Genomic DNA, 20933 nt, shown 5'->3' with positions numbered 1-20933 from the left:
CACACAATAAAAAAATGGACTTGCCTTTCGACAAATCCATTTTGGTGTCATGCAATCCAGATGAGGTTCTAGATTATTTTCCTGCTTTCTTCACTTCCAAGCGCCACGCATGCAAGAGTGGCTCAGTGTAGCCATTTGGCTGCTCGAGGCCCTTGAAAATGAGATCGCTTGCTGCTTTATAAGCATAAGAATCTTTGTAGTTCGGCATCATTGGCTTGTAAAGTGGATCGCCGGCATTCTGGCCGTCTACTACCTTAGCCATCCGTTGCAATGTTTCATTCACTTGATCCGCAGTGACGACGCCATGCAATAACCAGTTAGCGATATGCTGACTAGAAATACGTAATGTCGCACGGTCTTCCATCAAACCAACGTTGTGAATATCAGGAACCTTGGAGCAACCAACGCCTTGGTCAATCCAGCGCACCACATAACCCAAAATACCCTGGCAGTTGTTATCCAGCTCTTGCTGAATCTCTTCTTTAGACCAATTAGCTTGCTCAGCCACCGGAATAGTCAACAAGTCATTTAATAAAGCCTCTGCTTCAGCTGCGGTGTCGAGCTTTTCCATTTCTTTTTGGAGCTCAGCCACATTCACTTGGTGGTAGTGCAGTGCATGCAAGGTAGCCGCTGTTGGCGATGGAACCCAAGCGGTATTAGCACCTGCCTTTGGATGAACAATCTTCTGTTCGACCATGGCTTTCATCATGTCTGGCATGGCCCACATACCCTTACCAATTTGAGCGCGACCACGCAAGCCACAATCCAAACCAGCAAATACGTTACGACGCTCATAGGCAGATAACCACTTGCTGGTCTTCATATCACCCTTACGGATCATTGGGCCAGCGTACATAGAGGTATGCATTTCATCGCCAGTACGATCCAAAAAGCCAGTATTAATAAAGGCTACGCGTGCACCAGCTGCTGCAATAGCTGCTTTGATGTTTGCACTCATGCGACGCTCTTCGTCCATGATGCCCAACTTTACGGTGTCTGCTGGCAAGCCCAACAACTTCTCTACACGACTAAAGAGTTCAGCAGCAAAGGCCACTTCTTCTGGGCTATGCATTTTTGGCTTAACGATATAAACAGAACCTTTACGGGTGTTACCAATCGCCTGAGTTGCTGGACGATTAATGTCGTATAGAGCGATCAAAACTGTTACGACTGCATCCAAGATACCTTCGTATATCTCTTTGCCCTCACCAGTCAAAATGGCTGGGTTAGTCATCAAATGGCCAACGTTGCGGAGGAACAAGAGTGAACGACCATGCAAGGTCACCACGCCATCTTTGGCGTCCACTGCGCCAATGCCCGCCTTGTACTTGCGATCTGGATTCAGAGTACGAGTAAAGGTCTTGCCACCCTTGCTCACTTCTTCAACCAAAGTGCCTTTCAAAATTCCAAGCCAGTTTTCATAGGCAAGCACTTTATCGTCGCCATCTACTGCGGCAATCGAGTCTTCCAAATCTAAAATGGTTGAGAGTGCTGCTTCAAGAACTACATCGTTGATACCCGCTGGATCGCCTGCGCCAATAGTTTTACTCTTATCGATCTCAATATCGATGTGAACACCGTTGTTACGCAAGAGTACAGAACTTGGAGCTGCCGCATCACCTTGATAGCCTACAAACTGCTTCTCATCTGCAAGGCCAGTTGTAGAGCCATCCTTGAGCTTCACAGACAACTTATTGCCATCAACTGTGTAAGCCACTGAATCACGGTGAGATCCTTTTGCCAAAGGAGCCGCTTGATCCAAGAAGTTGCGTGCATAAGCAACCACTTTTGCGCCACGAATTGGGTTATATGCTCCCGCCTTAGTTGCGCCGTCATCTTCAGAGATGACGTCCGTACCATACAAGGCATCATACAAAGAACCCCAACGGGCATTGGCAGCATTCAAGGCGTAACGTGCATTGAGCACAGGAACAACTAATTGAGGGCCTGCTTGTAGAGCTAATTCATCATCAACATTTTTTGTTGTAGCAACAACTTTTCCTGGAACTTCATCAAGATAGCCAATTTCTTTTAAGAATTTACGATACGCAGGCATATCCTTGATCGGACCACGATTTGCTTGATGCCATTTATCCAAATCCAACTGAATTCGATCACGCTTGGCCAACAACGCTTCATTTTTAGGAGTTAAGTCTTTAACGATTTCATCAAAACCCTTCCAAAAGTCAGCACTTTTAATACCAGTTCCAGGAAGGACTTTGTCTTCGATAAAACGATAAAGAGGAGTTGCCACTTGAAGGCTATTGCAGGTGGTACGCGCAGTCATATTTAAACCTTAGTTCGAATGCAAAAAGTTGAGTAAATTAAGTTATTAAAGCCAATCCATTATTTTCCATCAATCCTGAAAAGGATGCTGGAGCAGGATCGTTTCGTCGCGCTCTGGGCCTGTAGACACCATAGCAATCGGTTTTCCGGCCACTTCCTCAATGCGACGTAGGAAGTTTTGGGCTTCAACCGGCAACTTACTCCACTCGCGTATACCGAAAGTGGTGCCTTTCCAGCCTGGGAAATCTTCATAAATTGGCTCGCAGCGAGCCACTGATTCAGCGCCACGCGGCAATACGTCCAGTTTCTTGCCATCCAAGGTATAGCCAACACACAAACGAATGGTTTCTAAGCCATCAAGTACATCTAATTTAGTGATGCACAAACCTGAAAGACCATTGATCTGAATTGAGCGCTTCAGAGCGGCAGCATCCAACCAACCTGTACGGCGTGGACGTCCTGTTACAGAGCCAAATTCTTTACCTACTTCTGCAAGACGAACACCAATTGGATCTTGTCTTGCTGGGTTGTCATGGTCATACAGTTCGCTTGGGAAAGGACCTGCGCCAACACGAGTGCAATAAGCTTTAGTGATACCCAAAATGTACTGCAATGAGTCGGGACCAACACCAGAACCGGCAGCAGCGTTACCGGCTACACAGTTACTGGAAGTCACATAGGGATAAGTGCCGTGATCGATATCGAGCAAAGTACCTTGCGCACCTTCAAACAAGAGATTTTGACCAGCTTGTTCAGCAGCATACAAAGCGCTAGAAACATCCACCACCATTGGCTTGAGGCGTTCTGCGTAAGACATTGCTTCAGCCAATGTCTTTTCGTAATTTACAGGCTCGGCACCATAGTAATTGGCGAGCATGAAGTTGTGATACTCCAAGTTTTCACGTAACTGGGCTGCAAACTTCTCTGGATAGAACAAATCTTGAACGCGTAAGGCACGGCGCGCTACTTTATCTTCGTACGCAGGGCCAATGCCACGACCGGTTGTACCGATCTTGGCTTCACCACGCCTCTTCTCGCGCGCATGATCAATTGCAACGTGGTACGGCAGAATCAAAGTAGTCGCTTCAGAAATCTTTAAGCGTGATTGCACATCTAAACCAGCAGCTTCGAGCTCACCAATCTCTTTAAAGAGTGCTTCTGGTGAAAGCACAACGCCATTACCGATGTAGCAAATGACATCTTTGTGCATGATGCCTGATGGAATCAAACGCAAAATGGTTTTCTTGTCGCCAATAATAAGAGTGTGGCCCGCATTATGACCGCCCTGGAAACGAACTACGGCTTGCGCATGGTCAGTCAACCAATCGACTACTTTACCTTTACCTTCATCACCCCACTGGGTACCAATGACAACGACGTTACGACCTTGTGCTTGCTGCTTTGAAGACATATTTAATCCAAAAGATAATTACAAAATAGGTTAAGGGTAAAAATTCTGTTTTAAGTCGATTGCTTCTTCTTTATTTCTTCTTTACTTCCCAGGAGCCGCCCTGCTTTAGCAACTCTCGATCGCATTCATATTCAGCAGCCTCAACAGATTCACCAGCAAGCACCTGGATGACTACCTCACCACTATTACGTAAATCCGCAATGGCTTTTTCTAAAGCGGCATCTTGCACCCAAGGGGCCAAGATTGCGGTCTTGCGAACAGTAAGTGGCGACAAGCTTGCGAGTGTTAACAAGTCCAAGGAGAAACCCGTTGCTGGGCGTGCACGACCAAATGCTTGACCTACCTGGTCATACCGACCGCCTCTAGCAATCGGCTGTGGCAATCCATCGACATACGCCGCAAACATCACACCGCTGTGATACTGATACCCACGCAGATCAGCCAAATCAATACTGAGCTCAAGATTGTTATTGGCCTTACTAGTAGCAACGATGCGTTCTAAATCCGCTATGGCTTGATCTATGGCAGCGTGTTTAGGCAATACTTTCTTTGCGTTGCCCAATACTTCTGCGCATGGACCATTGAGCTCAGTTAATGCGAGCAAGGCATCAGCTACCTTTGTTGGCAAGCATGTAGCCCACTGGCGCAAACGGGGACGATCCTTGCTTTGCAATAGTTCATACAAAGATTCAACAGTAGCTTTATCGAGCTTTTGATCGGCTAGGATGCCAGTCAAAATACCCGCATGTGATAGATCTAAATAGACTTTCTTCAATCCAGCTGTTTCTAGGGTTTTTAGAAGCAGAGTAATGGCTTCAAAGTCAGCCTCCCAGCTAGCGCAACCATAAATCTCTGCGCCCAACTGCAACTGTTCACGTGAAGAGCTACCTACTGGAGTGCGGGCATGCGCTACAGAGCCTGCATAACAAAGACGGGTGACTCCTGCGCGATTTAACAGGTGCGCATCAATGCGTGCTACCTGCGGTGTGATATCGGCACGTAAACCCAAAGTACGACCAGATAGTTGATCTACCAACTTGAAGGTTTGTAGATTGAGATCAGAACCAGTGCCCGTCAATAAAGAATCCAAGAACTCCAAAATAGGAGGCGCTACGAGTTCATAACCATAGGATTGATAGAGATCCAAAATCGAGCGACGCAATGACTCTACTTTGCGAGCCTCAGCTGGCAAAACATCCGCAATGTCTTCAGGAAGTAACCAACGATTCATGATGTGAACTATTCGCTTTCTTATTTTTTACGCAGATACTTCAGAAAATCACTATTGGGTTCGACCACAATCACATCTTTCTTGTCTTTAAAGGTATTGCGGTAAGCCTGCAAGCTCTGGTAGAACTCAGCAAAGTTTGGATCTTTGGAAAAAGCTTCGTTGTAAATGGCAATGGCTTTAGCATCGCCCGCCCCTTTGATTTTTTGGGCATCACGATAAGCTTCAGCCAGAATCGTATCGCGCTGGCGCTCGGCATTAGCCCGAATTTTATCGGACTCTGCCGCACCCATCGAGCGTAACTCATTCGCCACGCGCTTGCGTTCAGCTTCCATACGGCGATAAACAGAGTCGCTGATCTCTGCTAATAAATCAACACGCTTTAGGCGAACGTCAACGATCTCAACGCCGATATCAGAAGCATCATCTGCCACCTTTTTGCGAATACCCTGCATTACTTGCTCGCGCTGATCTGAAATCAATTCACGAACAGTGCGCTTTGTGAACTCTTCATTTAATGCTGAGCGAACTAACTGGGTTAAACGATCTTGCGCTAGGCGCTCATCACCTTTAAAACTGATAAAGAACTTACGTGGATCTACGATGCGCCATTTCACATAAGAATCAACAAGTAGATTCTTCTTTTCTGCAGTGATAAAACGCTCTGCTTCTGGGTTATCGATTGTCAGGATGCGACGGTCAAAGAAACGTACACTCTCAAATGGTGCAGGAAACTTCACCTGGATGCCTGGCTTCTCAATGACTCGAACAATTTGGCCAAATGAAAAGACGACCGCAAACTTACGTTGATCTACGATGAAAATGCTCGATGAGAGCACATAGATCAAAGCGACAAAGCCAATAATGCTGGCGATAAGACGATTGGCATTCATTAGCGTGAATCCCGATCGCGACTGCGTAGACCATCTCGCTTGTCTGCCGACTTGCTACCTGAAGTATTTGTAGTACTTGATGCACCTAAATTATTTGCAGCTCCCGTTGGTGCTGGCGGAGTCGTTGTGGAGTTTGGTGATGCGTTAGTTCCAGTTGCACCACCAACAGTAACAGAACCTGTTGGGGTTGATGTATTTGTGGTTGCCGGTACTCCGGTAGCTTGCGCAGTCTCCGCATTGACTTGCGCCACTAATTTATCCAGCGGCAGATACAGCATGCTATTGCTCTTATTGGTATCGACTAAAATCTTAGTCACATTGCTATACACCTCACTCATGGTGTCGATGTACATGCGAGTACGAGTGACTTGTTGCCCTTTGTTGTATTCCGCCAAAATTTGTTTGAAGCGTGCTGCATCACCCTCGGCAGTCGCCACTACGCGAGACTTATAGCCTTCCGCCTCTTGAATCAAGCGAGCTGCCGTTCCTTTAGCGCGTGGAACGATGTCATTAGCATAAGCCTCGCCCTCACTCTTGAGACGCTCTTGGTCCTGGCCTGCTTTAACCGCATCGTCAAAGGCTGCCTGCACCTGTTCTGGAGGTTGAACATTTTGTACGGTAACGCTGGTGACGTATATACCCGCTTTGTAACTATCCAGAATCTTCTGAATCGAGTTAGCTAAATCAATCGCAATCTTTTCGCGCCCCTCATACAACACGGTATCCATCTTGCTGCGCGCCACAATCTCCCGCACAGCCGTTTCTGCCGCTTGCACTACTGCAGCATCAGGGTCACGGTTATTAAACAAATAATCGGTTGGATCTTTGAGGCGATACTGCACAGCAAAGCGCACATCAATAATGTTTTCATCTTCGGTCAGCATTGAAGAATCTTTTTGATTGGTTGCCTTGATGAGTACTGGACGACCGACCTCAACCGAGCGCACGCCTGACAAATTGACGGTCTCTTCCGACTGAATTGGCCATGGCAAGTGCCAGTTGATACCAGACTTGGCGGTGTAATCATATTTGCCAAACGTCAGGACTACGCCTGCCTGACCCTCTTGAATAATAAAGAAGCCGCTACTCAACCAAATAGAGGCTGCAATCACAATCGCGACTACAAATCCTTTTTTGGATTCGAATGGATTTGGAAAGTTAAAGCTGGGCGCAGAAAAACCATTACCGCCACCTCCTGAATTACCTCGTTGCGATGGCGGAGGAATATCGCTACTATTCGGTTTATTGGCATTCGGATTTGAATTGGGATTATTGCCTCCAACTCCACTGCCGCCTGGCTTTTTCTTACCACCAAAAATACCAGCAATGCGGTCATTGAAATCACGCCACAATTCATCTAAATCGGGTGGGCCATCTGGTTTGGTTTGCTGACCAGTAGGTTTATCCACTGGTGCGTTGGTTTGACCTGGTTCCACTTTTGGAGCTTGATCGGTCCCCTGCCCCTCTTTGGCATCTTTAGATCCCCCATTAGAGCTATTGCCCCAATTGGGATCGTTGACCGAAAACAGGCCCAAGAATTTACGCATCATTCGAAAAATAGCTTCGGTTAGGGATCGGATTAAATTCGGATGACTCGGGTCTTTCGGGCAAAGGAGCTAAAAACTCCTCAGGAGTCATCTGAGTTTTGGCACGATTTTGTTCAGCCCTCATTTTATCAGTCATTTGGGAGCATTCCGCCAAGGTTGAGCGCAGTAAATCAAGGCCTAAGCCTGATTGGGCCGATAGGAAAATCTGGGCTGGGAAGCCCTGGGCATCCCTCTCTAAAATCGCCCCACGGGTGAAGGTTTGGGGCATGAGGTCGATCTTATTCATGACCTCAATACGGGGGATATCGTCGGCTCCGATTTCAGCCAAAACCGCCTCTACCTCAGCCTTTTGTTCTTTGGCAACAGGACTGCAGGCGTCAATCACATGCAAAATCAGGTCGGCATGGATGGTTTCATCCAAAGTCGCCCTAAATGCCTCAACCAGCTGGTGAGGCAGCTCCCGAATAAAACCAACCGTATCGGAGACAACAATCGAGCCCACTCCATCCAAATGCACCTTTCTGGAGGTGGTATCTAAGGTAGCAAAAAGCTGATCAGCGGCATACGTACCCGCTTTGGTTAGAGCATTAAATAAGGTCGATTTTCCAGCGTTGGTATAGCCCACCAAAGATACAGAAAACACATCCTTGCGATTACGAGCCCTACGCTGAGTGCGCTGCTGACGCTGAAGTTTTTCGAGCTCATTTTCGAGACGCTTGGCTTTGGTCGCCAGCATCCTGCGGTCCAATTCCATCTGCGTTTCACCAGGACCGCCACGCACACCAATACCACCACGCTGTCGCTCCAAGTGACTCCATGCTCTGACCAATCGAGACATCCGATAGCGCACTTGAGCTAATTCAACCTGGGTCTTACCGATATGACTTTGCGCACGCTGACTAAAGATGTCCAAGATCAAACCGGTGCGATCCATGACATGGCGTCCAATGTGACGCTCAAGGTTGCGCTGCTGGGTTGGGGATAAGGGGTGATTAAAGATAGCTAACTCGGCATCTTGCTCTTCCATCACGCGCTTGAGCTCATTGGCCTTACCAGAACCGATAAACAAAGCGGGATCGGTTCTGCCTTTGCGAGCAATGACGCTAGCTGCGGGTATAGAGCCTGCGCTATCAGCCAAGAGGCTGAGTTCGGCCATGCTATCTGCAAAATCTTCGCGTCCTGTATCAACTCCAACCAGAACTGCGCGTGCCGCATCTACTCCAGTTTTATACAGAGCTGCCTTCTTCTATGCGAAAGTCAATGGCACGAGCAGGAACGATTGTCGAGATCGCGTGCTTGTAAACCATTTGCGTCACGGTATTACGCAATAAGACAACGTATTGGTCGAATGACTCAATATTGCCTTGCAATTTAATGCCGTTAACCAGATAGATCGACACAGGAATGTGTTCTTTACGCAAAGCGTTCAGAAATGGATCTTGAAGTAATTGAATTTGTTTATTGCTCATACTGCTCCTAATTTATTTTTAATTTTTTATTGGTTTGTTTTTATGGGAGTCTTGCTTTTATCTAAATGCGTCTCAAAACAGATTACTGAACTTGTTATATTGAGCCTAATTTTATAAAAATCAAGCCCTTACTCGAATCTAGGGTTAAAACAGTTGAAAACTAGCGCTTTTTGCCTTTTTTACCCTTATCGGCATCCACATAGGGATTTTTGGCGGTATTCATCTGGATTCTTAGAGGCGTACCGCGTAGCTTAAAGACGTCCCTGAAACGGCCTTCCAAATAGCGCTTATAGCTATCGGTAACACCACTAAGCGATGTACCATGAATCACCACGATTGGTGGGTTCATACCACCTTGGTGGGCATAGCGCAATTTTGGACGACCCATGCCCACTCGTTTGGGCTGCTGATGCTCTACCGCTTCTTGCAAGATTCGGGTTAAGCGTGGGGTTGGCAGTTTTGCCATTGCCGCCGCATATGCAGAATCCACATCCTTAAAGAGCTCTTTTAAGCCAGTACCCTTCTTCGCTGAAATCGGATGCACGTTCGCAAAATCTAAGAAACGTAATTTTTGCGCAATCTCTAGGCGTGCACGCTCTTTAACGTAGGCATCAATGCCATCCCATTTATTAACGGCAACCACTAAGGCACGACCTGCCTCGACAATAAAGCCAGCGATATGCGCATCTTGCTCGGAAATATCTTGCTGCGCATCGAGCATCAAAATCACTACATTGCAGTCGGCAATTGCTTGTAATGTTTTGACAACGGAGAACTTTTCAATCGCTTCAAACACTTTGCCACGACGACGCAGACCTGCAGTGTCTACCAGAATGTAAGGCTTGCCATTACGCTCAAACGGCACTTCAATTGCATCACGTGTGGTTCCTGGCATATCAAACGCGATAACGCGCTCTTCGCCAATTAACTTATTAATCAGGGTCGATTTACCCACGTTTGGACGACCCACTACCGCAATCTTCATTGGGCGATTGGGATCGTTCGCTAATTCTTCTTCGTCAGGCTCTTCAACCCCCAAAGAATCAAGTGCGTCATCAATCAGGCCACGAACACCATCACCATGCGCGGAAGAAATTGGGGATGGTTCGCCAAGTCCAAGCTCATGAAAATCAGCAGTAACAACACCGGCTTGCATGCCTTCGGTTTTGTTCACAGCCAAGATGACAGGTCTACCAGACTTGCGCAAGAAATCCGCAATGACTCGATCCTGTGGAGCCAAACCTAAACGACCATCAACCAAGAAAATCACAATGTCAGACTCGGCAACTGCTTGTTTGGTTTGCTTAGCCATCTCCGCTACGATGCCAGTCTTAGCGACTGGTTCAAAACCACCCGTGTCTACGCAAATAAACGCGCGGTCGCCAATGCGACCTTTGCCATAGTGACGGTCACGCGTTAAACCAGAAAAATCAGCAACGAGTGCATCACGCGAACGCGTTAAACGATTAAAGAGAGTGGACTTGCCTACGTTAGGACGACCAACGATAGTGATGACTGGATTCATTTAGGACTGTAAGCGGCAATCTTGCCACCCTGTGACTGAATGATGATAAGTCCGCCAACTGCGATTGGTGCCGCTGAAATTGGGCTACTGTCATGACGAATGCGTGCAACCATCTCACCATTGGCTTGTGCAAATGCGTGCACATAACCTTGTGCGTCGCCCATCAGTAGCACTCTACCGACCGCAAGCGGTTCACCTACATCACGGAATGTCAGCTTGGTGTTTTCCCAAACCTGAGCACCGTCTTTCGTTGCAAAAGCAAATACATGGGATTTTTCATTAGCAGAGAATACTAAATCTGAGCTTTGTGCTGTACCGGTATAGCTTGAGAAATCCTTAAACCAGAGCAAATTGCCAGTTCGCGCCTGACCACAACCAATACGCCCTTGATAAGACACCGCACAGAGAATTTCTCCTTCCATGCTTGGCTTGGCGGTCACATCATTTAAACGCTCAATCTCAGAAAAGCCTTTAGGGAAAGACACTGGGGTCTCCCAGATTAATCCGCCATTAGCAAGTGCAATCATGCCAAAGCGCCCGCCAGCAAAGCCAGTCACAATCACTTCATTATTAATTGGCAACATGCCATAACCAACACGCAATGACAAGGCGGATTGTTGACGTTGGTAATTCCACTTGCGTGCACCTGTTTGCGCATCTAAGCCAATGAAACGATTATCTAACGCACGAATCACTACAACACCGCCTGCTACGACAGGCTCACTTAATACTTCACTGCCGACGTTGACGTTCCATAGTGCTTTGCCGGTATCGTCATAAGCATAAACATTACCCTTAATTGATACCGCTACAGTTGTACGGCCATCCGATCCTGGACCAATGGCCAAACGCTCAGGCACAGAAACCTCCCATACCTTGTTGCCAGAAGCTAAATCGATCTTGGCTAAATTGCCACGATGTGATGCTGCATAAACTGAGTTACCCGCTACTACCGGATGAAAATTAAATGACTCGGATGAGCCAACGCTGGTAGACCACACTGGTTGCAAATCAAATTGGTTCTTGACTTCAACTAACTCGGCAGGTTTACGAACACGAGAGTTTCCGGAGCAAGCAACTAGCGCTGCTGCAACCACTCCAAGTAAGACAACTTTACTTACCAACCCTACCATGCGCTTAGCCACCATCACTGTGCAACTCCCCCAACCGCATCGAGCTTCACCTTCAAGAGACGACGCGCCTCTTCAGGAAACTCTTTCGCTTGATCTAATTTTTTCCAAGCATCTTGATAGCTGATTTTTGCTTGTTCATTTTTCTTTTGCGCCAAATACCAATCGCCACGACGCTCAAGCCATAAGGCTTCAAACCCTGCAATGGGCTTGCTCTGCAAAATCTGATCTGCTTCGGCAAAGTCTTTTTCTGTACCTTGCTCAATCAGTTGAGATACCAAACGCATCTTGGCTAAAGCAAGATAGGCATCATTAGAGGCATTCTTAGCAGCCCAACGCAAATAATCTAATGCTTTAGCACCATCACCTGCATCTGATGCAATACGAGCAGCAATCAAACTGGACATTGGGGCATATGGTGTGCGAGCAAAATCTTTTTGCAAATCATCGGCAGCGCGCAAAGTTTGATCTTTATCTCCTTTAGCAATAGCGCTAACCATCGTCTCGTACAGCTTTGATGCTTCCAGTGCCTGACTATTGCGCCACCATTGGTAACCGCTATAGGTGGCATAAGCAAATAATAAGACTGTAGCAACGCCGGTAATGAGGTTGCGGTACTTTTGCCAAAACGCTTTGAATTGGTCTAACTGTTCTTGTTCTTCTAAATCTAATGGCATATCAATCCAAACTCATGATTCACGTTGTTTCTGGTAACTACTACTTATATAGGTATAACGCTATTCTATTCGGAGGCACCTACTAAGGCATCAATTGCCGCCTCAAGCACCCCATCCAAAGGCACGGTCTTTTGCTCCCCTGTGCCACGCAGGTCTTTTAGGGCAGCCTCGTTCTTGGCTAGCTCATCTGGGCCAATAATGACTGCAAACGCTGCTCCACTGGCATCAGCCTTCTTCATTTGGGATTTAAAGCTAGCGGATTGACCATCTGGCGGGCAGAACAAAATTGTATCGATGCCCGCACTGCGCAAACGCTCGGCAATGATCATGGCGGCAGTTAAGGTCTCGCCACCTTGGTGTAAGACAAAAATATCGCATTGCGCCTGAGGCTCCGACAAGGAACCAGAAACCTTCATGAGCTCGAGAACACGCTCCATCCCCATTGCCCAACCACATGCTGGCGCAGCTTTACCACCCATGCGTTCAATCAATGGGTCATAGCGACCGCCACCTGCAATCGTGCCTTGAGCACCTAACTCATCAGTAATCCATTCAAAGACAGTGAGATTGTAGTAATCCAAGCCGCGAACCAAGCGTGGATTAATTTTGCAAGGAATATTGTTTGCTTTGAGTAATGCTTGAACAGCTTCAAAATGTTTGAGCGATTCTTCACCCAAGAAATCCAATAACTTTGGCGCACCCTCAATCAAGGCTTGCATCTCTGGATTTTTAGAATCCAAAATGCGCAATGGATTTGTTAACAAGCGACGTTGAGAATCTTCGTCCAATTGTGACTGGTTTTTCTCGAAGTACGCCACCAAGGCTGCGCGGTGCTCAGCACGCTCATTTGCTTGGCCTAATGAATTAATTTCAAGGCGCACTCCTTTGAGACCCAACTCATCCCAAAGGCGTTGTCCCATGAGAATGATTTCAGCATCAATATCTGGGCCCGCAAAACCCAATGCCTCAATACCAAATTGATGGAACTGGCGATAGCGACCGCGCTGTGGACGCTCATGACGAAACATCGGACCTGTGTACCAAAGACGCTTTGGTCCTTCGTATAAGAGATTATTTTCAATGACGGAGCGTACTAATGCAGCAGTCCCTTCAGGACGCAAGGTGAGTTGCTCGCCATTTAGTCTATCTTCGAAGGAGTACATCTCTTTCTCAACGATATCAGTCACTTCACCAATACCACGTTGAAATACAGCAGTTGCTTCAACAATCGGCGTTCTTAAAAACTCGTAACCATAAGCACGAGTGAGATCACGCAGAACATGCTCAAGGTGTGCCCACTGCGCAGCATCGGCTGGCAATAAATCATTCATGCCACGCACGCCATTGATTTTTTGGACTTTAGCTTGTTTGTTCTGATCAGTCATGTTTGTTGTTCTTGCTTTGCTTTTATAGTTTTGCTCGTTTGCTTTGCTCTTATCTTTTTTTATTTTGGTGCGTAGCTTTGTTTGACATAGTCATCAACGATGACTTGAAACTCTTGAGCAATATTCTCGCCACGTAAGGTCTTTACTTTAACCCCATCCACAAATACAGGGGCTGCAGGGGTCTCCCCTGTGCCAGGCAAGGAAATGCCGATATTGGCATGCTTGCTCTCACCGGGGCCATTCACGATACATCCCATAACTGCGACGTTCATATTCTCAACACCAGGGTGGGTTTTCTTCCAGACTGGCATTTGCTGGCGTAAGTAAGACTGAATATTGGCAGCCAGCTCTTGGAAAGTGGTGCTGGTAGTTCTACCGCATCCAGGACATGCAATCACCATTGGTGTGAAATTACGTAAGCCCATGGTTTGCAAAATCTCTTGGGCAACGATGACCTCGTTTTCGCGTGGAGCACCAGGCTCTGGCGTTAAAGAAACTCGAATGGTATCGCCGATACCCTCTTGCAACAAAATTCCCATAGCTGCAGTTGAAGCCACAATTCCTTTGCTTCCCATTCCTGCTTCAGTTAATCCCAAATGCAATGGGTAGTCTGAGCGACGTGACAAATCACGATAGACAGCTACTAAGTCTTGTACATTGCTCACTTTGCATGAAAGCAGAATTTGATCGGGGTTCATGCCCAACTCAACCGCCTTCTCAGCAGATTGCAAGGCCGACTGAATCAGCGCCTCGATCATCACCTCTTGCGCCGTCTTTGGAACCTCAAGAGCTGCATTGCTATCCATGATGGAAGCCAATAGATCCTGATCTAAGCTGCCCCAGTTCACCCCAATCCGAATCGGCTTGTCATATTTGCATGCCGCTTCAATCATCTGTGCAAATTGTGGGTCTCGCTTAGCGCCTTTACCCACATTACCTGGGTTAATGCGGTATTTAGAGAGCGCTTTCGCGCAATCTGGAAAATCATTTAATAGCGTGTGACCGTTGTAATGAAAATCACCAATCAAAGGCACCAAGATATCCATCTTGTCTAACTGCTCACGGATATAAGGAACTGCTGCAGCTGCTTCAGGTGTATTAACAGTAATACGCACCATCTCTGAACCAGCGCGCGCTAACTCTTTGATCTGAATAGCAGTACCCACCGCATCAGCAGTGTCTGTATTAGTCATCGACTGCACGCGAACAGGCGCATCACCACCAACGGTAATGATGTTCGTTTTCCAAACCACCTTCGCTTGGCGAGTGGCACGTTTGAGAGATGGTCCCAAAGGCAACTTGGCTTGATTTAAAGAATCGCTCATATCAATGAATTCTTAACTTAGCTTCTTCAGCCATTCAATCGACTGTTCATTTGATGGTGTATCAACAATGATTTCAGAATCATGTACTGCGCGTTCACGCACTCGAGTGCGATCTACAACATCCCCTGCCAACTGACCACAGGCAGCGGCAATATCATCGCCACGGGTCTTACGTACCGTTGCTACCATACCGGCATCCAGGAGAATGCTGGCAAAGGTGTTCACCCGCTGAGCTGGCGAACGCTTCAAGCCAGACTCAGGGAAAGGATTAAATGGAATGAGGTTGATCTTGCACTTGATATTTTTCAACAAGCGCACTAACTCTTTCGCCTGAATATCAGAGTCATTCACGCCATCGAGCATGCAGTATTCAAAGGTCAAAAAATCTCTTGGTGCAAATGGCAGGTAACGCTCACAAGCATCAAGTAATTCACGTAGTGGATATTTTTGATTCAATGGCACCAACTGGTCGCGCAATGCATCATTGGGTGCATGCAAAGAAACTGCCAATGCGACTGGGCAATCTTGTGCCAAACGATCAATCATGGGTACTACACCAGATGTAGATACCGTCACCCGACGACGCGATAATCCATAAGCCCTGTCATCGAGCATGAGACGTAATGCAGATACGACATTGTCGTAGTTGAGCAATGGTTCACCCATGCCCATCATCACGACATTCGAAATCACGCGTCCGGTGTGCTCCCAACCTGGCGTAGGGTATTTTTCAATACGACGCACTGCATCGGGGTCATTGCGTAATAAGTGCTCAGCAAACCACAATTGACCAATGATTTCGCCTGAAGTGAGATTGCGCGAGAAACCTTGATGTCCCGTTGAGCAAAAGCGGCAATTAACTGCGCAGCCAGCTTGAGAAGAGATGCACAAAGTGCCGCGGTCATCTTCCGGAATATAAACAGACTCAACCGCATTACCTGCCCCCACGTCCAATAGCCACTTGCGTGTGCCGTCTTGGGCATGTTCGTCTTTGATAACCGGAAGAGAGAGAACTTGTGCCTTATCGAGCAGTGTTGCTCGGAAGGTTTTTGCTAAATCACTCATGTCGTTAATGTCAGAAACACCGCGCTGGTGTATCCACTGCATGAGTTGCTTTGCCCTAAAGGGCTTTTCATTTAACCCCGCGACGTACGCCGCCAATTGGTCAGCGTCAAAATCTAAGAGATTTACGCGCGGGGAGGTCAATGCGCCTACTTATCAATAAAAGTATTGAACAGCAAGTAACGATTAACGATTGAAAACGTTCATGCCAGGGAAGAAGAATGCAACTTCCACAGCAGCAGTTTCAGGAGCGTCAGAACCGTGTACTGCGTTTGCATCGATGCTGTCAGCAAAATCAGCACGGATTGTGCCTTTTTCTGCTTTCTTAGGATCGGTAGCGCCCATCAAGTCGCGATTTTTAGCGATTGCGCCTTCACCTTGCAATACTTGAATCATGACTGGGCCAGAAATCATAAAGCTCACCAAATCCTTGAAGAAAGGACGCTCTTTATGAACGGCATAGAACTGCTCTGCTTCAGACTGTGAAAGATGTGCCATTTTGGACGCGACGATCTTCAAACCAGCTGATTCAAAACGGTCATAGATTTTGCCGATGACGTTTTTAGCTACAGCATCAGGTTTGATGATTGAGAGGGTGCGTTCGATTGCCATTCAGGACTCCAATAGTGATTTCAAAGGTATTTGCTAGGAAGGGTTAATAAGTACCCCACTCCAGCGACCCCCGAATTATACATTGTCTGACCGTGTTTACCCCTATATTGATAGGGCTAAGCTCTTGAATTTACAAGGTATAACCCCTCGATTTGTAGTCTTTTTATGGCAGATCTTGAAATTAAGGTGATTTGTCTATACTTAATGTCAACAGTCCTTTGTGGGCTTATGTGTTTACTACGAAAGAAGGAGTCTTTATGAGTGACCTTAACTCTTACGGCTTTGGTCAAGCTGGCTCGATCAGTACCGTTCAAGTACGCAACCGCGTACTGCGTAATACCTACGCGCTCTTAGCGCTCTCCATGGTGCCTACTGTTATCGGCGCTTGGCTTGGTGTTGCCATGGGTCTTGACCTATTTGCTGGCAGTCCTTTCATGGGCTTCATTGTGTTCATGGCGGTGGCCTTTGGTTTCTTCTGGGGTATTGAGAAGAACAAAGATACTGGCGTAGGCGTCCTGCTCTTATTAGGCTTCACCTTCTTCATGGGCATCATGCTCTCACGATTAGTTGGCTTTACGCTCAATAGCTACAGCAACGGCGCAGCACTGATCATGTTGTCCTTTGGTGGCACAGCCGCAATCTTCGCGACCATGGCTACGATTGCTACAGTGAGCAAGAGTGATTTTGCTGGCCTAGGTAAGTGGTTGATGGTGGGTGTTCTACTGCTGATCGTAGCCTCTTTGGCGAACATCTGGTTGCAGTTACCTTCTTTAATGTTGACAGTGATGGTTTTAGCGATCGCTATCTTCTCTGCATTCATCTTGGTTGACGTGCAGCGCGTAGTCAATGGTGGTGAAACCAACTACATCATGGCTACATTAGCTATCTACTTGGATGTGTACAACGTGTTCACCAACTTACTTGCTCTCTTGGGCATCTTTGGTGGCAACCGAGATTGAGAGAATCCAATACACACTGTAATTAAAGTGTGTTGTTCTCATTAGGCGCCTGCGGGCGCCTTTTTCTTCCCTGCTTACCAACCAATTACTGCCTAACTTGTAGTTGTATTAATTTGCTACAAACATACTCACAGCGTAAGACAGTGCAATCAATATTAATAAGATTGCAAAACTATCCGAGGCTCTCATGATTGACTCCCAGCCAATTGATTGACGGCAAAACATCACCGCACGCTTTCAATCTACTCTTGTAGAAGACTGGGGCTGTACTTGTACGCACTACCTTTTTGGCCTACGCACCTTAGGGGGACTGATTTAGCGCTAATTTGGTGCAAAAGCGGAAATTTGAGGCTCAGGGGCGCTCAAAAACCGCCATTGATTCCACATGCGAGGTATGCGGGAACATATTCACGATACCCGCCCCTTTTAGGGTGTAGCCTGCTTGGTGGCACAAGATTTCGGTATCTCTAGCTAGAGTCTTGGGATTGCAAGAGACATAGACGATACGCTGCGGTAACAAAGTACTTTTCTGGACATGCAGCTCTGCGAGTGCTCTGCAGATCTCCATGGCGCCCTCTCTAGGTGGGTCCATTAACCAACGATTGGCTTTACCCCATGAAGCAATTGTGTCTGTTGTTACTTTAAACAAATCACTTTGCATAAAACTAGCTTTAGCCTCTAAGCCATTGTGCTGAGCATTTGCTTTAGCACGTGTTGTTAGCGTGGCTAAACCTTCAATACCCAAAACTTGTTGTGCTTTGCGTGCTAGTGGCAAAGTGAAATTACCAATGCCGCAAAATAAATCGAGCACTCGGTCGCTCTCTTTTACTTCCAACAAACGAATCGCCTTACTGACTAGCGAACGATTCATCATGTGATTGACCTGTGTAAAGTCCGCTGGTTTGAACGGCATCTCAATTTCGAATTCAGGCAGACGGTAGCAAAGCTTGCCAGTCTCGGGATAAAACGGCGCAACGGTTTCAATGCCTTTGGGTTGCAACCAAATCCAGATATTGTGGATGTCAGCGAATGCCCGCAGCAAATCCTCATCCGCTTTAGTTAAGGGCTTGAGATTTCGAAATACCAAAGCCGTTACAGGCGCAGCTTTTCTAGGATCTTCAGAATTGGGTTCCTCTGGCTCACCCACAGCAATCTCAATTTGTGGCATGTGATCAACAATCGACAAGCCCATTACTAATTTACGCATTTCTGGCAGCAGATCAGAGAGATGCTTAGGCAAAATCTCGCAGGCAAGCATATCGGCTACGTAGCCACTTTTACCCTCATGAAATCCAATTAAGACTGTGCCCTTTTTAATTGAACGATTGACTGCGCTCAGACGTGCGCGATGTCGATACTCCCATGCAGGTCCACCCATAGGACGCAGAATTTCTTCTGGGGTCACTTTGGCGATGTGCCGCAAATCATCTTCGAGCACGCGCTGCTTCATTGCAACTTGCGCCCGAATATCTAAGTGCTGCATGGTGCATCCACCACAAACACCAAACGCCGCGCACTTGGGTTGAGCTCTAAAGACTGCAGGCTTCAGAATATCGCGCACTTTGGCTTTAGCAAAGCGCGCTTTATCACTGGTAATGGTGTAGGTCACTACTTCTGTAGGTAAAGCGCCTTTAATGAAAATCACTTTGCCGCTAGATTCTGGGTCATCCTGCTCGGTTGGGGTAAGACGCGCAATCCCCTGGGCATCTAAATCGAGGGAGGTAACGGTAATGGGCTCAGTCACCTCAATATTGACTGGCTTATCCCCTCTACGCATCCGGTGCGAAGCCTTGTAGATACTCTTGCCACTGTCCGCCGTTTGGCTCCTTGGCTTCTTTCTCTAAATAGGCTTTAACAAAAGTGATTTCTTCTTGGTATTCTTCTGGAGTAAATCCACCACGCAACAATTGGAAGCGACAGTACATCAAATAGGTATTCACTACGTCTGTTTCGCAATAGCGACGAATGTCATTAATCTTGCCTTCTTGATACGCTGGCCATACTTGACTGCCATCCATCCCCATCTTGCCCGGGAAACCACATAGCTTTGCCAAACCATCTAATGGTGCATTAGCTCTACCGTTAAATTTAGCCAACAAATCCATCATGTCTAGATGACGCATGTGATAACGACTGATGTAGTTGTTCCACTTAAAGTCACGACTATCGGCTTCTTGACTCTCACCCATCTCCCAATAGCGTGACGCTTGAATGTGGTTAGCTAATGCGCGGTAGTGCAAGACCGGCAAATCAAAACCGCTTCCATTCCAAGAGACTAATTGCGGGGTGTACTTTTCGATTAAGTCAAAGAAGGCTTGAACAATGACCTTCTCATCATCTTCTGGTGTGCCCAGCGTGCCCACCTTAATTTGAGGCACACCTTCTTTAGTAGTTCTGCGAATTACACAAGAAATCGCCACTACCTTTTGCAAAAATAGAGGAAGAAACTCACTACCGGTTTTCTCAGCGCGCTCTGCCATGGCCTTAGCGGCCACTTCAGCATCACTCATGGAATCGGGATAGCCCTCGACCCGACGCAGACCCGCTACATCTGGAATGGTTTCAATATCAAAGACAAGAACAGTAGCCATGACAGAGTATGAAAATTTGGCGCTACTGTATTACTGCAAATAAGGCGTTGGGTTTACCGGCTTGCCATTCACACGCAACTCAAAGTGGAGTTTTGGTGCATTGGTATCGGTATCGCCCATCTCGGCAATCTTTTGACCCTTACGCACGCTATCACCCTCTTTAACCAAGAGCTTGCTATTGTGTGCATATGCAGTGAGATAGGTGTTGTCATGTTTAACGATCACGAGGTTGCCGTAGCCACGCAAGCTATTACCTGCGTAAACCACTTTGCCATCGGCTGCGGCCAATACAGGCTCACCAACCTTGCCAGCAATATCAATACCTTTGTTGGTTTCGTTAAATTCACCAGTCACTTTACCTTTGGCTGGCCATGACAAACGAATACCAGGCTCTGCCACCATCTCTGATTTAGCAGGTTCAGGTTTAGCGGTTTCAACTGGCGCCGAAGAATCTGCTTTATCCGTTACAGGGGTTACTGTTTTTTTCTCTACCGGCTTAGCTACTTTTGCGCTTGCTGGTGCCTTAATCAAAATTAAATCACCTACTTCAATCACATTCGGATTGAAGTTCGGATTTTCTGCTTTATTCCACTGCGCTACATCGCGTGGCGCCTGACCATGATCTAAAGCAATCCGCGCTAAGGTATCGCCTTTTTTAACTCGGTAATAGCCAGGAGGGGCTGGTTCGTAGGCATTTCCACCGCTACGATCCGTTACGCTAGCAGGCTTGGTGCGAGGCGTAGAGCATCCTGTCACCAATACGAGGGAAGCAGACACTGTTGCAATCAGAAATACTCTAAATAAATGGGTCATGGAGTGGGAGCTCATCATCA

18 protein-coding genes are annotated in these 20933 nt (G+C 47.1%); 1 reads left to right on the top strand and 17 read right to left on the bottom strand.

Features of this window, described 5'->3' with window-relative positions:
• Positions 1-73: 73 nt before the first annotated feature.
• The 14 genes from ICV39_RS06735 to ndk form a co-directional block, all read right to left on the bottom strand.
• Positions 74-2287: a malate synthase G gene (locus ICV39_RS06735; RefSeq protein ID WP_215389369.1), complete on the bottom strand. Its 2214-nt coding sequence runs from the start codon at positions 2285-2287 to the stop codon at positions 74-76.
• Between the two features lie 69 nt (positions 2288-2356).
• The gene (locus ICV39_RS06730; RefSeq protein WP_215389368.1) at positions 2357-3697 is read right to left on the bottom strand and encodes an adenylosuccinate synthase; all 1341 of its coding nucleotides are present in this window, start codon (positions 3695-3697) and stop codon (positions 2357-2359) included.
• 70 nt (positions 3698-3767) lie between these two features.
• Positions 3768-4928 (bottom strand): ATP phosphoribosyltransferase regulatory subunit, encoded by a 1161-nt coding sequence (locus ICV39_RS06725; RefSeq protein ID WP_215389367.1) that lies wholly within the window; start codon positions 4926-4928, stop codon positions 3768-3770.
• Positions 4929-4948: 20 nt separating this feature from the next.
• Complete coding sequence (gene hflC, locus ICV39_RS06720) at positions 4949-5818, bottom strand: protease modulator HflC (protein ID WP_215389366.1); 870 nt, start codon at positions 5816-5818, stop codon at positions 4949-4951.
• A complete protein-coding gene (hflK, locus tag ICV39_RS06715; RefSeq protein ID WP_215389365.1) occupies positions 5818-7368 on the bottom strand; it encodes an FtsH protease activity modulator HflK in 1551 nt (516 codons plus the stop codon). Before hflK ends, hflC begins: the two co-directional genes overlap by 1 nt.
• On the bottom strand, positions 7358-8563 hold the full coding sequence (gene hflX, locus ICV39_RS06710; protein ID WP_215390924.1) for a GTPase HflX: 1206 nt from the start codon (positions 8561-8563) through the stop codon (positions 7358-7360). Before hflX ends, hflK begins: the two co-directional genes overlap by 11 nt.
• Before the next feature lie 28 nt (positions 8564-8591).
• Complete coding sequence (gene hfq, locus ICV39_RS06705) at positions 8592-8834, bottom strand: RNA chaperone Hfq (RefSeq protein ID WP_173955949.1); 243 nt, start codon at positions 8832-8834, stop codon at positions 8592-8594.
• Between the two features lie 160 nt (positions 8835-8994).
• Positions 8995-10359 (bottom strand): ribosome biogenesis GTPase Der, encoded by a 1365-nt coding sequence (der, locus tag ICV39_RS06700; RefSeq protein WP_215389364.1) that lies wholly within the window; start codon positions 10357-10359, stop codon positions 8995-8997.
• Positions 10356-11507 carry an outer membrane protein assembly factor BamB gene (bamB, locus tag ICV39_RS06695; RefSeq protein ID WP_215390923.1) on the bottom strand — a complete coding sequence of 384 codons (1152 nt, stop codon included), beginning with the start codon at positions 11505-11507 and terminating at the stop codon, positions 10356-10358. Before bamB ends, der begins: the two co-directional genes overlap by 4 nt.
• Positions 11507-12166: a tetratricopeptide repeat protein gene (locus ICV39_RS06690; protein WP_215389363.1), complete on the bottom strand. Its 660-nt coding sequence runs from the start codon at positions 12164-12166 to the stop codon at positions 11507-11509. The genes bamB and ICV39_RS06690 overlap by 1 nt, the downstream gene beginning before the upstream one ends.
• A gap of 65 nt (positions 12167-12231) precedes the next feature.
• Entirely contained in the window at positions 12232-13551 is a 1320-nt protein-coding gene (gene hisS / locus ICV39_RS06685; protein WP_215389362.1) for a histidine--tRNA ligase, read from the bottom strand.
• A 59-nt stretch (positions 13552-13610) separates the two neighbouring features.
• A complete protein-coding gene (gene ispG / locus ICV39_RS06680) occupies positions 13611-14876 on the bottom strand; it encodes a flavodoxin-dependent (E)-4-hydroxy-3-methylbut-2-enyl-diphosphate synthase (protein ID WP_215389361.1) in 1266 nt (421 codons plus the stop codon).
• 12 nt (positions 14877-14888) lie between these two features.
• Positions 14889-16082 carry a 23S rRNA (adenine(2503)-C(2))-methyltransferase RlmN gene (rlmN, locus tag ICV39_RS06675; RefSeq protein ID WP_215389360.1) on the bottom strand — a complete coding sequence of 398 codons (1194 nt, stop codon included), beginning with the start codon at positions 16080-16082 and terminating at the stop codon, positions 14889-14891.
• Positions 16083-16124: 42 nt separating this feature from the next.
• Positions 16125-16550, bottom strand: a complete 426-nt coding sequence (ndk, locus tag ICV39_RS06670) for a nucleoside-diphosphate kinase (protein WP_215315522.1) — start codon at positions 16548-16550, stop codon at positions 16125-16127.
• Positions 16551-16807: 257 nt separating this feature from the next.
• Here ndk and ICV39_RS06665 point away from each other — a divergent pair, with 257 nt between their 5' ends.
• Positions 16808-17509 (top strand): Bax inhibitor-1 family protein, encoded by a 702-nt coding sequence (locus ICV39_RS06665; RefSeq protein WP_215389359.1) that lies wholly within the window; start codon positions 16808-16810, stop codon positions 17507-17509.
• Between the two features lie 352 nt (positions 17510-17861).
• On the opposite strand, the gene rlmD is transcribed toward ICV39_RS06665, so the two are convergent.
• The 3 genes from rlmD to ICV39_RS06650 are packed head-to-tail and all read right to left on the bottom strand — an operon-like array spanning position 17862 to position 20928.
• Complete coding sequence (gene rlmD, locus ICV39_RS06660; protein WP_215389358.1) at positions 17862-19286, bottom strand: 23S rRNA (uracil(1939)-C(5))-methyltransferase RlmD; 1425 nt, start codon at positions 19284-19286, stop codon at positions 17862-17864.
• Positions 19279-20100 (bottom strand): 3'-5' exonuclease, encoded by an 822-nt coding sequence (locus ICV39_RS06655; RefSeq protein ID WP_215389357.1) that lies wholly within the window; start codon positions 20098-20100, stop codon positions 19279-19281. The genes rlmD and ICV39_RS06655 overlap by 8 nt, the downstream gene beginning before the upstream one ends.
• 30 nt (positions 20101-20130) lie before the next feature.
• Entirely contained in the window at positions 20131-20928 is a 798-nt protein-coding gene (locus ICV39_RS06650; RefSeq protein WP_371816575.1) for a peptidoglycan DD-metalloendopeptidase family protein, read from the bottom strand.
• Positions 20929-20933: the final 5 nt, after the last annotated feature.

The sequence above is a fragment of the Polynucleobacter sp. MWH-UH25E genome (assembly GCF_018687095.1).
Lineage (GTDB): Bacteria > Pseudomonadota > Gammaproteobacteria > Burkholderiales > Burkholderiaceae > Polynucleobacter.
Note: the sequence above shows the minus strand (reverse complement) of the source record. Positions and strands in the feature narration are given on the sequence as shown.

Bases quoted from the DNA above. Each gene is read 5' to 3' on its own strand.
- hfq (WP_173955949.1), bottom strand. From the start codon at position 8,834: ATGAGCAATAAACAAATTCAATTACTTCAAGATCCATTTCTGAACGCT.
- rlmD (WP_215389358.1), bottom strand. From the start codon at position 19,286: ATGCGTAGAGGGGATAAGCCAGTCAATATTGAGGTGACTGAGCCCATT.
- hflK (WP_215389365.1), bottom strand. From the start codon at position 7,368: ATGATGCGTAAATTCTTGGGCCTGTTTTCGGTCAACGATCCCAATTGG.
- bamB (WP_215390923.1), bottom strand. From the start codon at position 11,507: ATGGTGGCTAAGCGCATGGTAGGGTTGGTAAGTAAAGTTGTCTTACTT.
- ICV39_RS06730 (WP_215389368.1), bottom strand. From the start codon at position 3,697: ATGTCTTCAAAGCAGCAAGCACAAGGTCGTAACGTCGTTGTCATTGGT.
- ICV39_RS06655 (WP_215389357.1), bottom strand. From the start codon at position 20,100: ATGGCTACTGTTCTTGTCTTTGATATTGAAACCATTCCAGATGTAGCG.
- hflC (WP_215389366.1), bottom strand. From the start codon at position 5,818: ATGAATGCCAATCGTCTTATCGCCAGCATTATTGGCTTTGTCGCTTTG.
- ICV39_RS06650 (WP_371816575.1), bottom strand. From the start codon at position 20,928: ATGAGCTCCCACTCCATGACCCATTTATTTAGAGTATTTCTGATTGCA.
- ICV39_RS06725 (WP_215389367.1), bottom strand. From the start codon at position 4,928: ATGAATCGTTGGTTACTTCCTGAAGACATTGCGGATGTTTTGCCAGCT.
- ndk (WP_215315522.1), bottom strand. From the start codon at position 16,550: ATGGCAATCGAACGCACCCTCTCAATCATCAAACCTGATGCTGTAGCT.
- ICV39_RS06665 (WP_215389359.1), top strand. From the start codon at position 16,808: ATGAGTGACCTTAACTCTTACGGCTTTGGTCAAGCTGGCTCGATCAGT.
- ICV39_RS06735 (WP_215389369.1), bottom strand. From the start codon at position 2,287: ATGACTGCGCGTACCACCTGCAATAGCCTTCAAGTGGCAACTCCTCTT.
- hisS (WP_215389362.1), bottom strand. From the start codon at position 13,551: ATGACTGATCAGAACAAACAAGCTAAAGTCCAAAAAATCAATGGCGTG.
- ispG (WP_215389361.1), bottom strand. From the start codon at position 14,876: ATGAGCGATTCTTTAAATCAAGCCAAGTTGCCTTTGGGACCATCTCTC.
- der (WP_215389364.1), bottom strand. From the start codon at position 10,359: ATGAATCCAGTCATCACTATCGTTGGTCGTCCTAACGTAGGCAAGTCC.
- ICV39_RS06690 (WP_215389363.1), bottom strand. From the start codon at position 12,166: ATGCCATTAGATTTAGAAGAACAAGAACAGTTAGACCAATTCAAAGCG.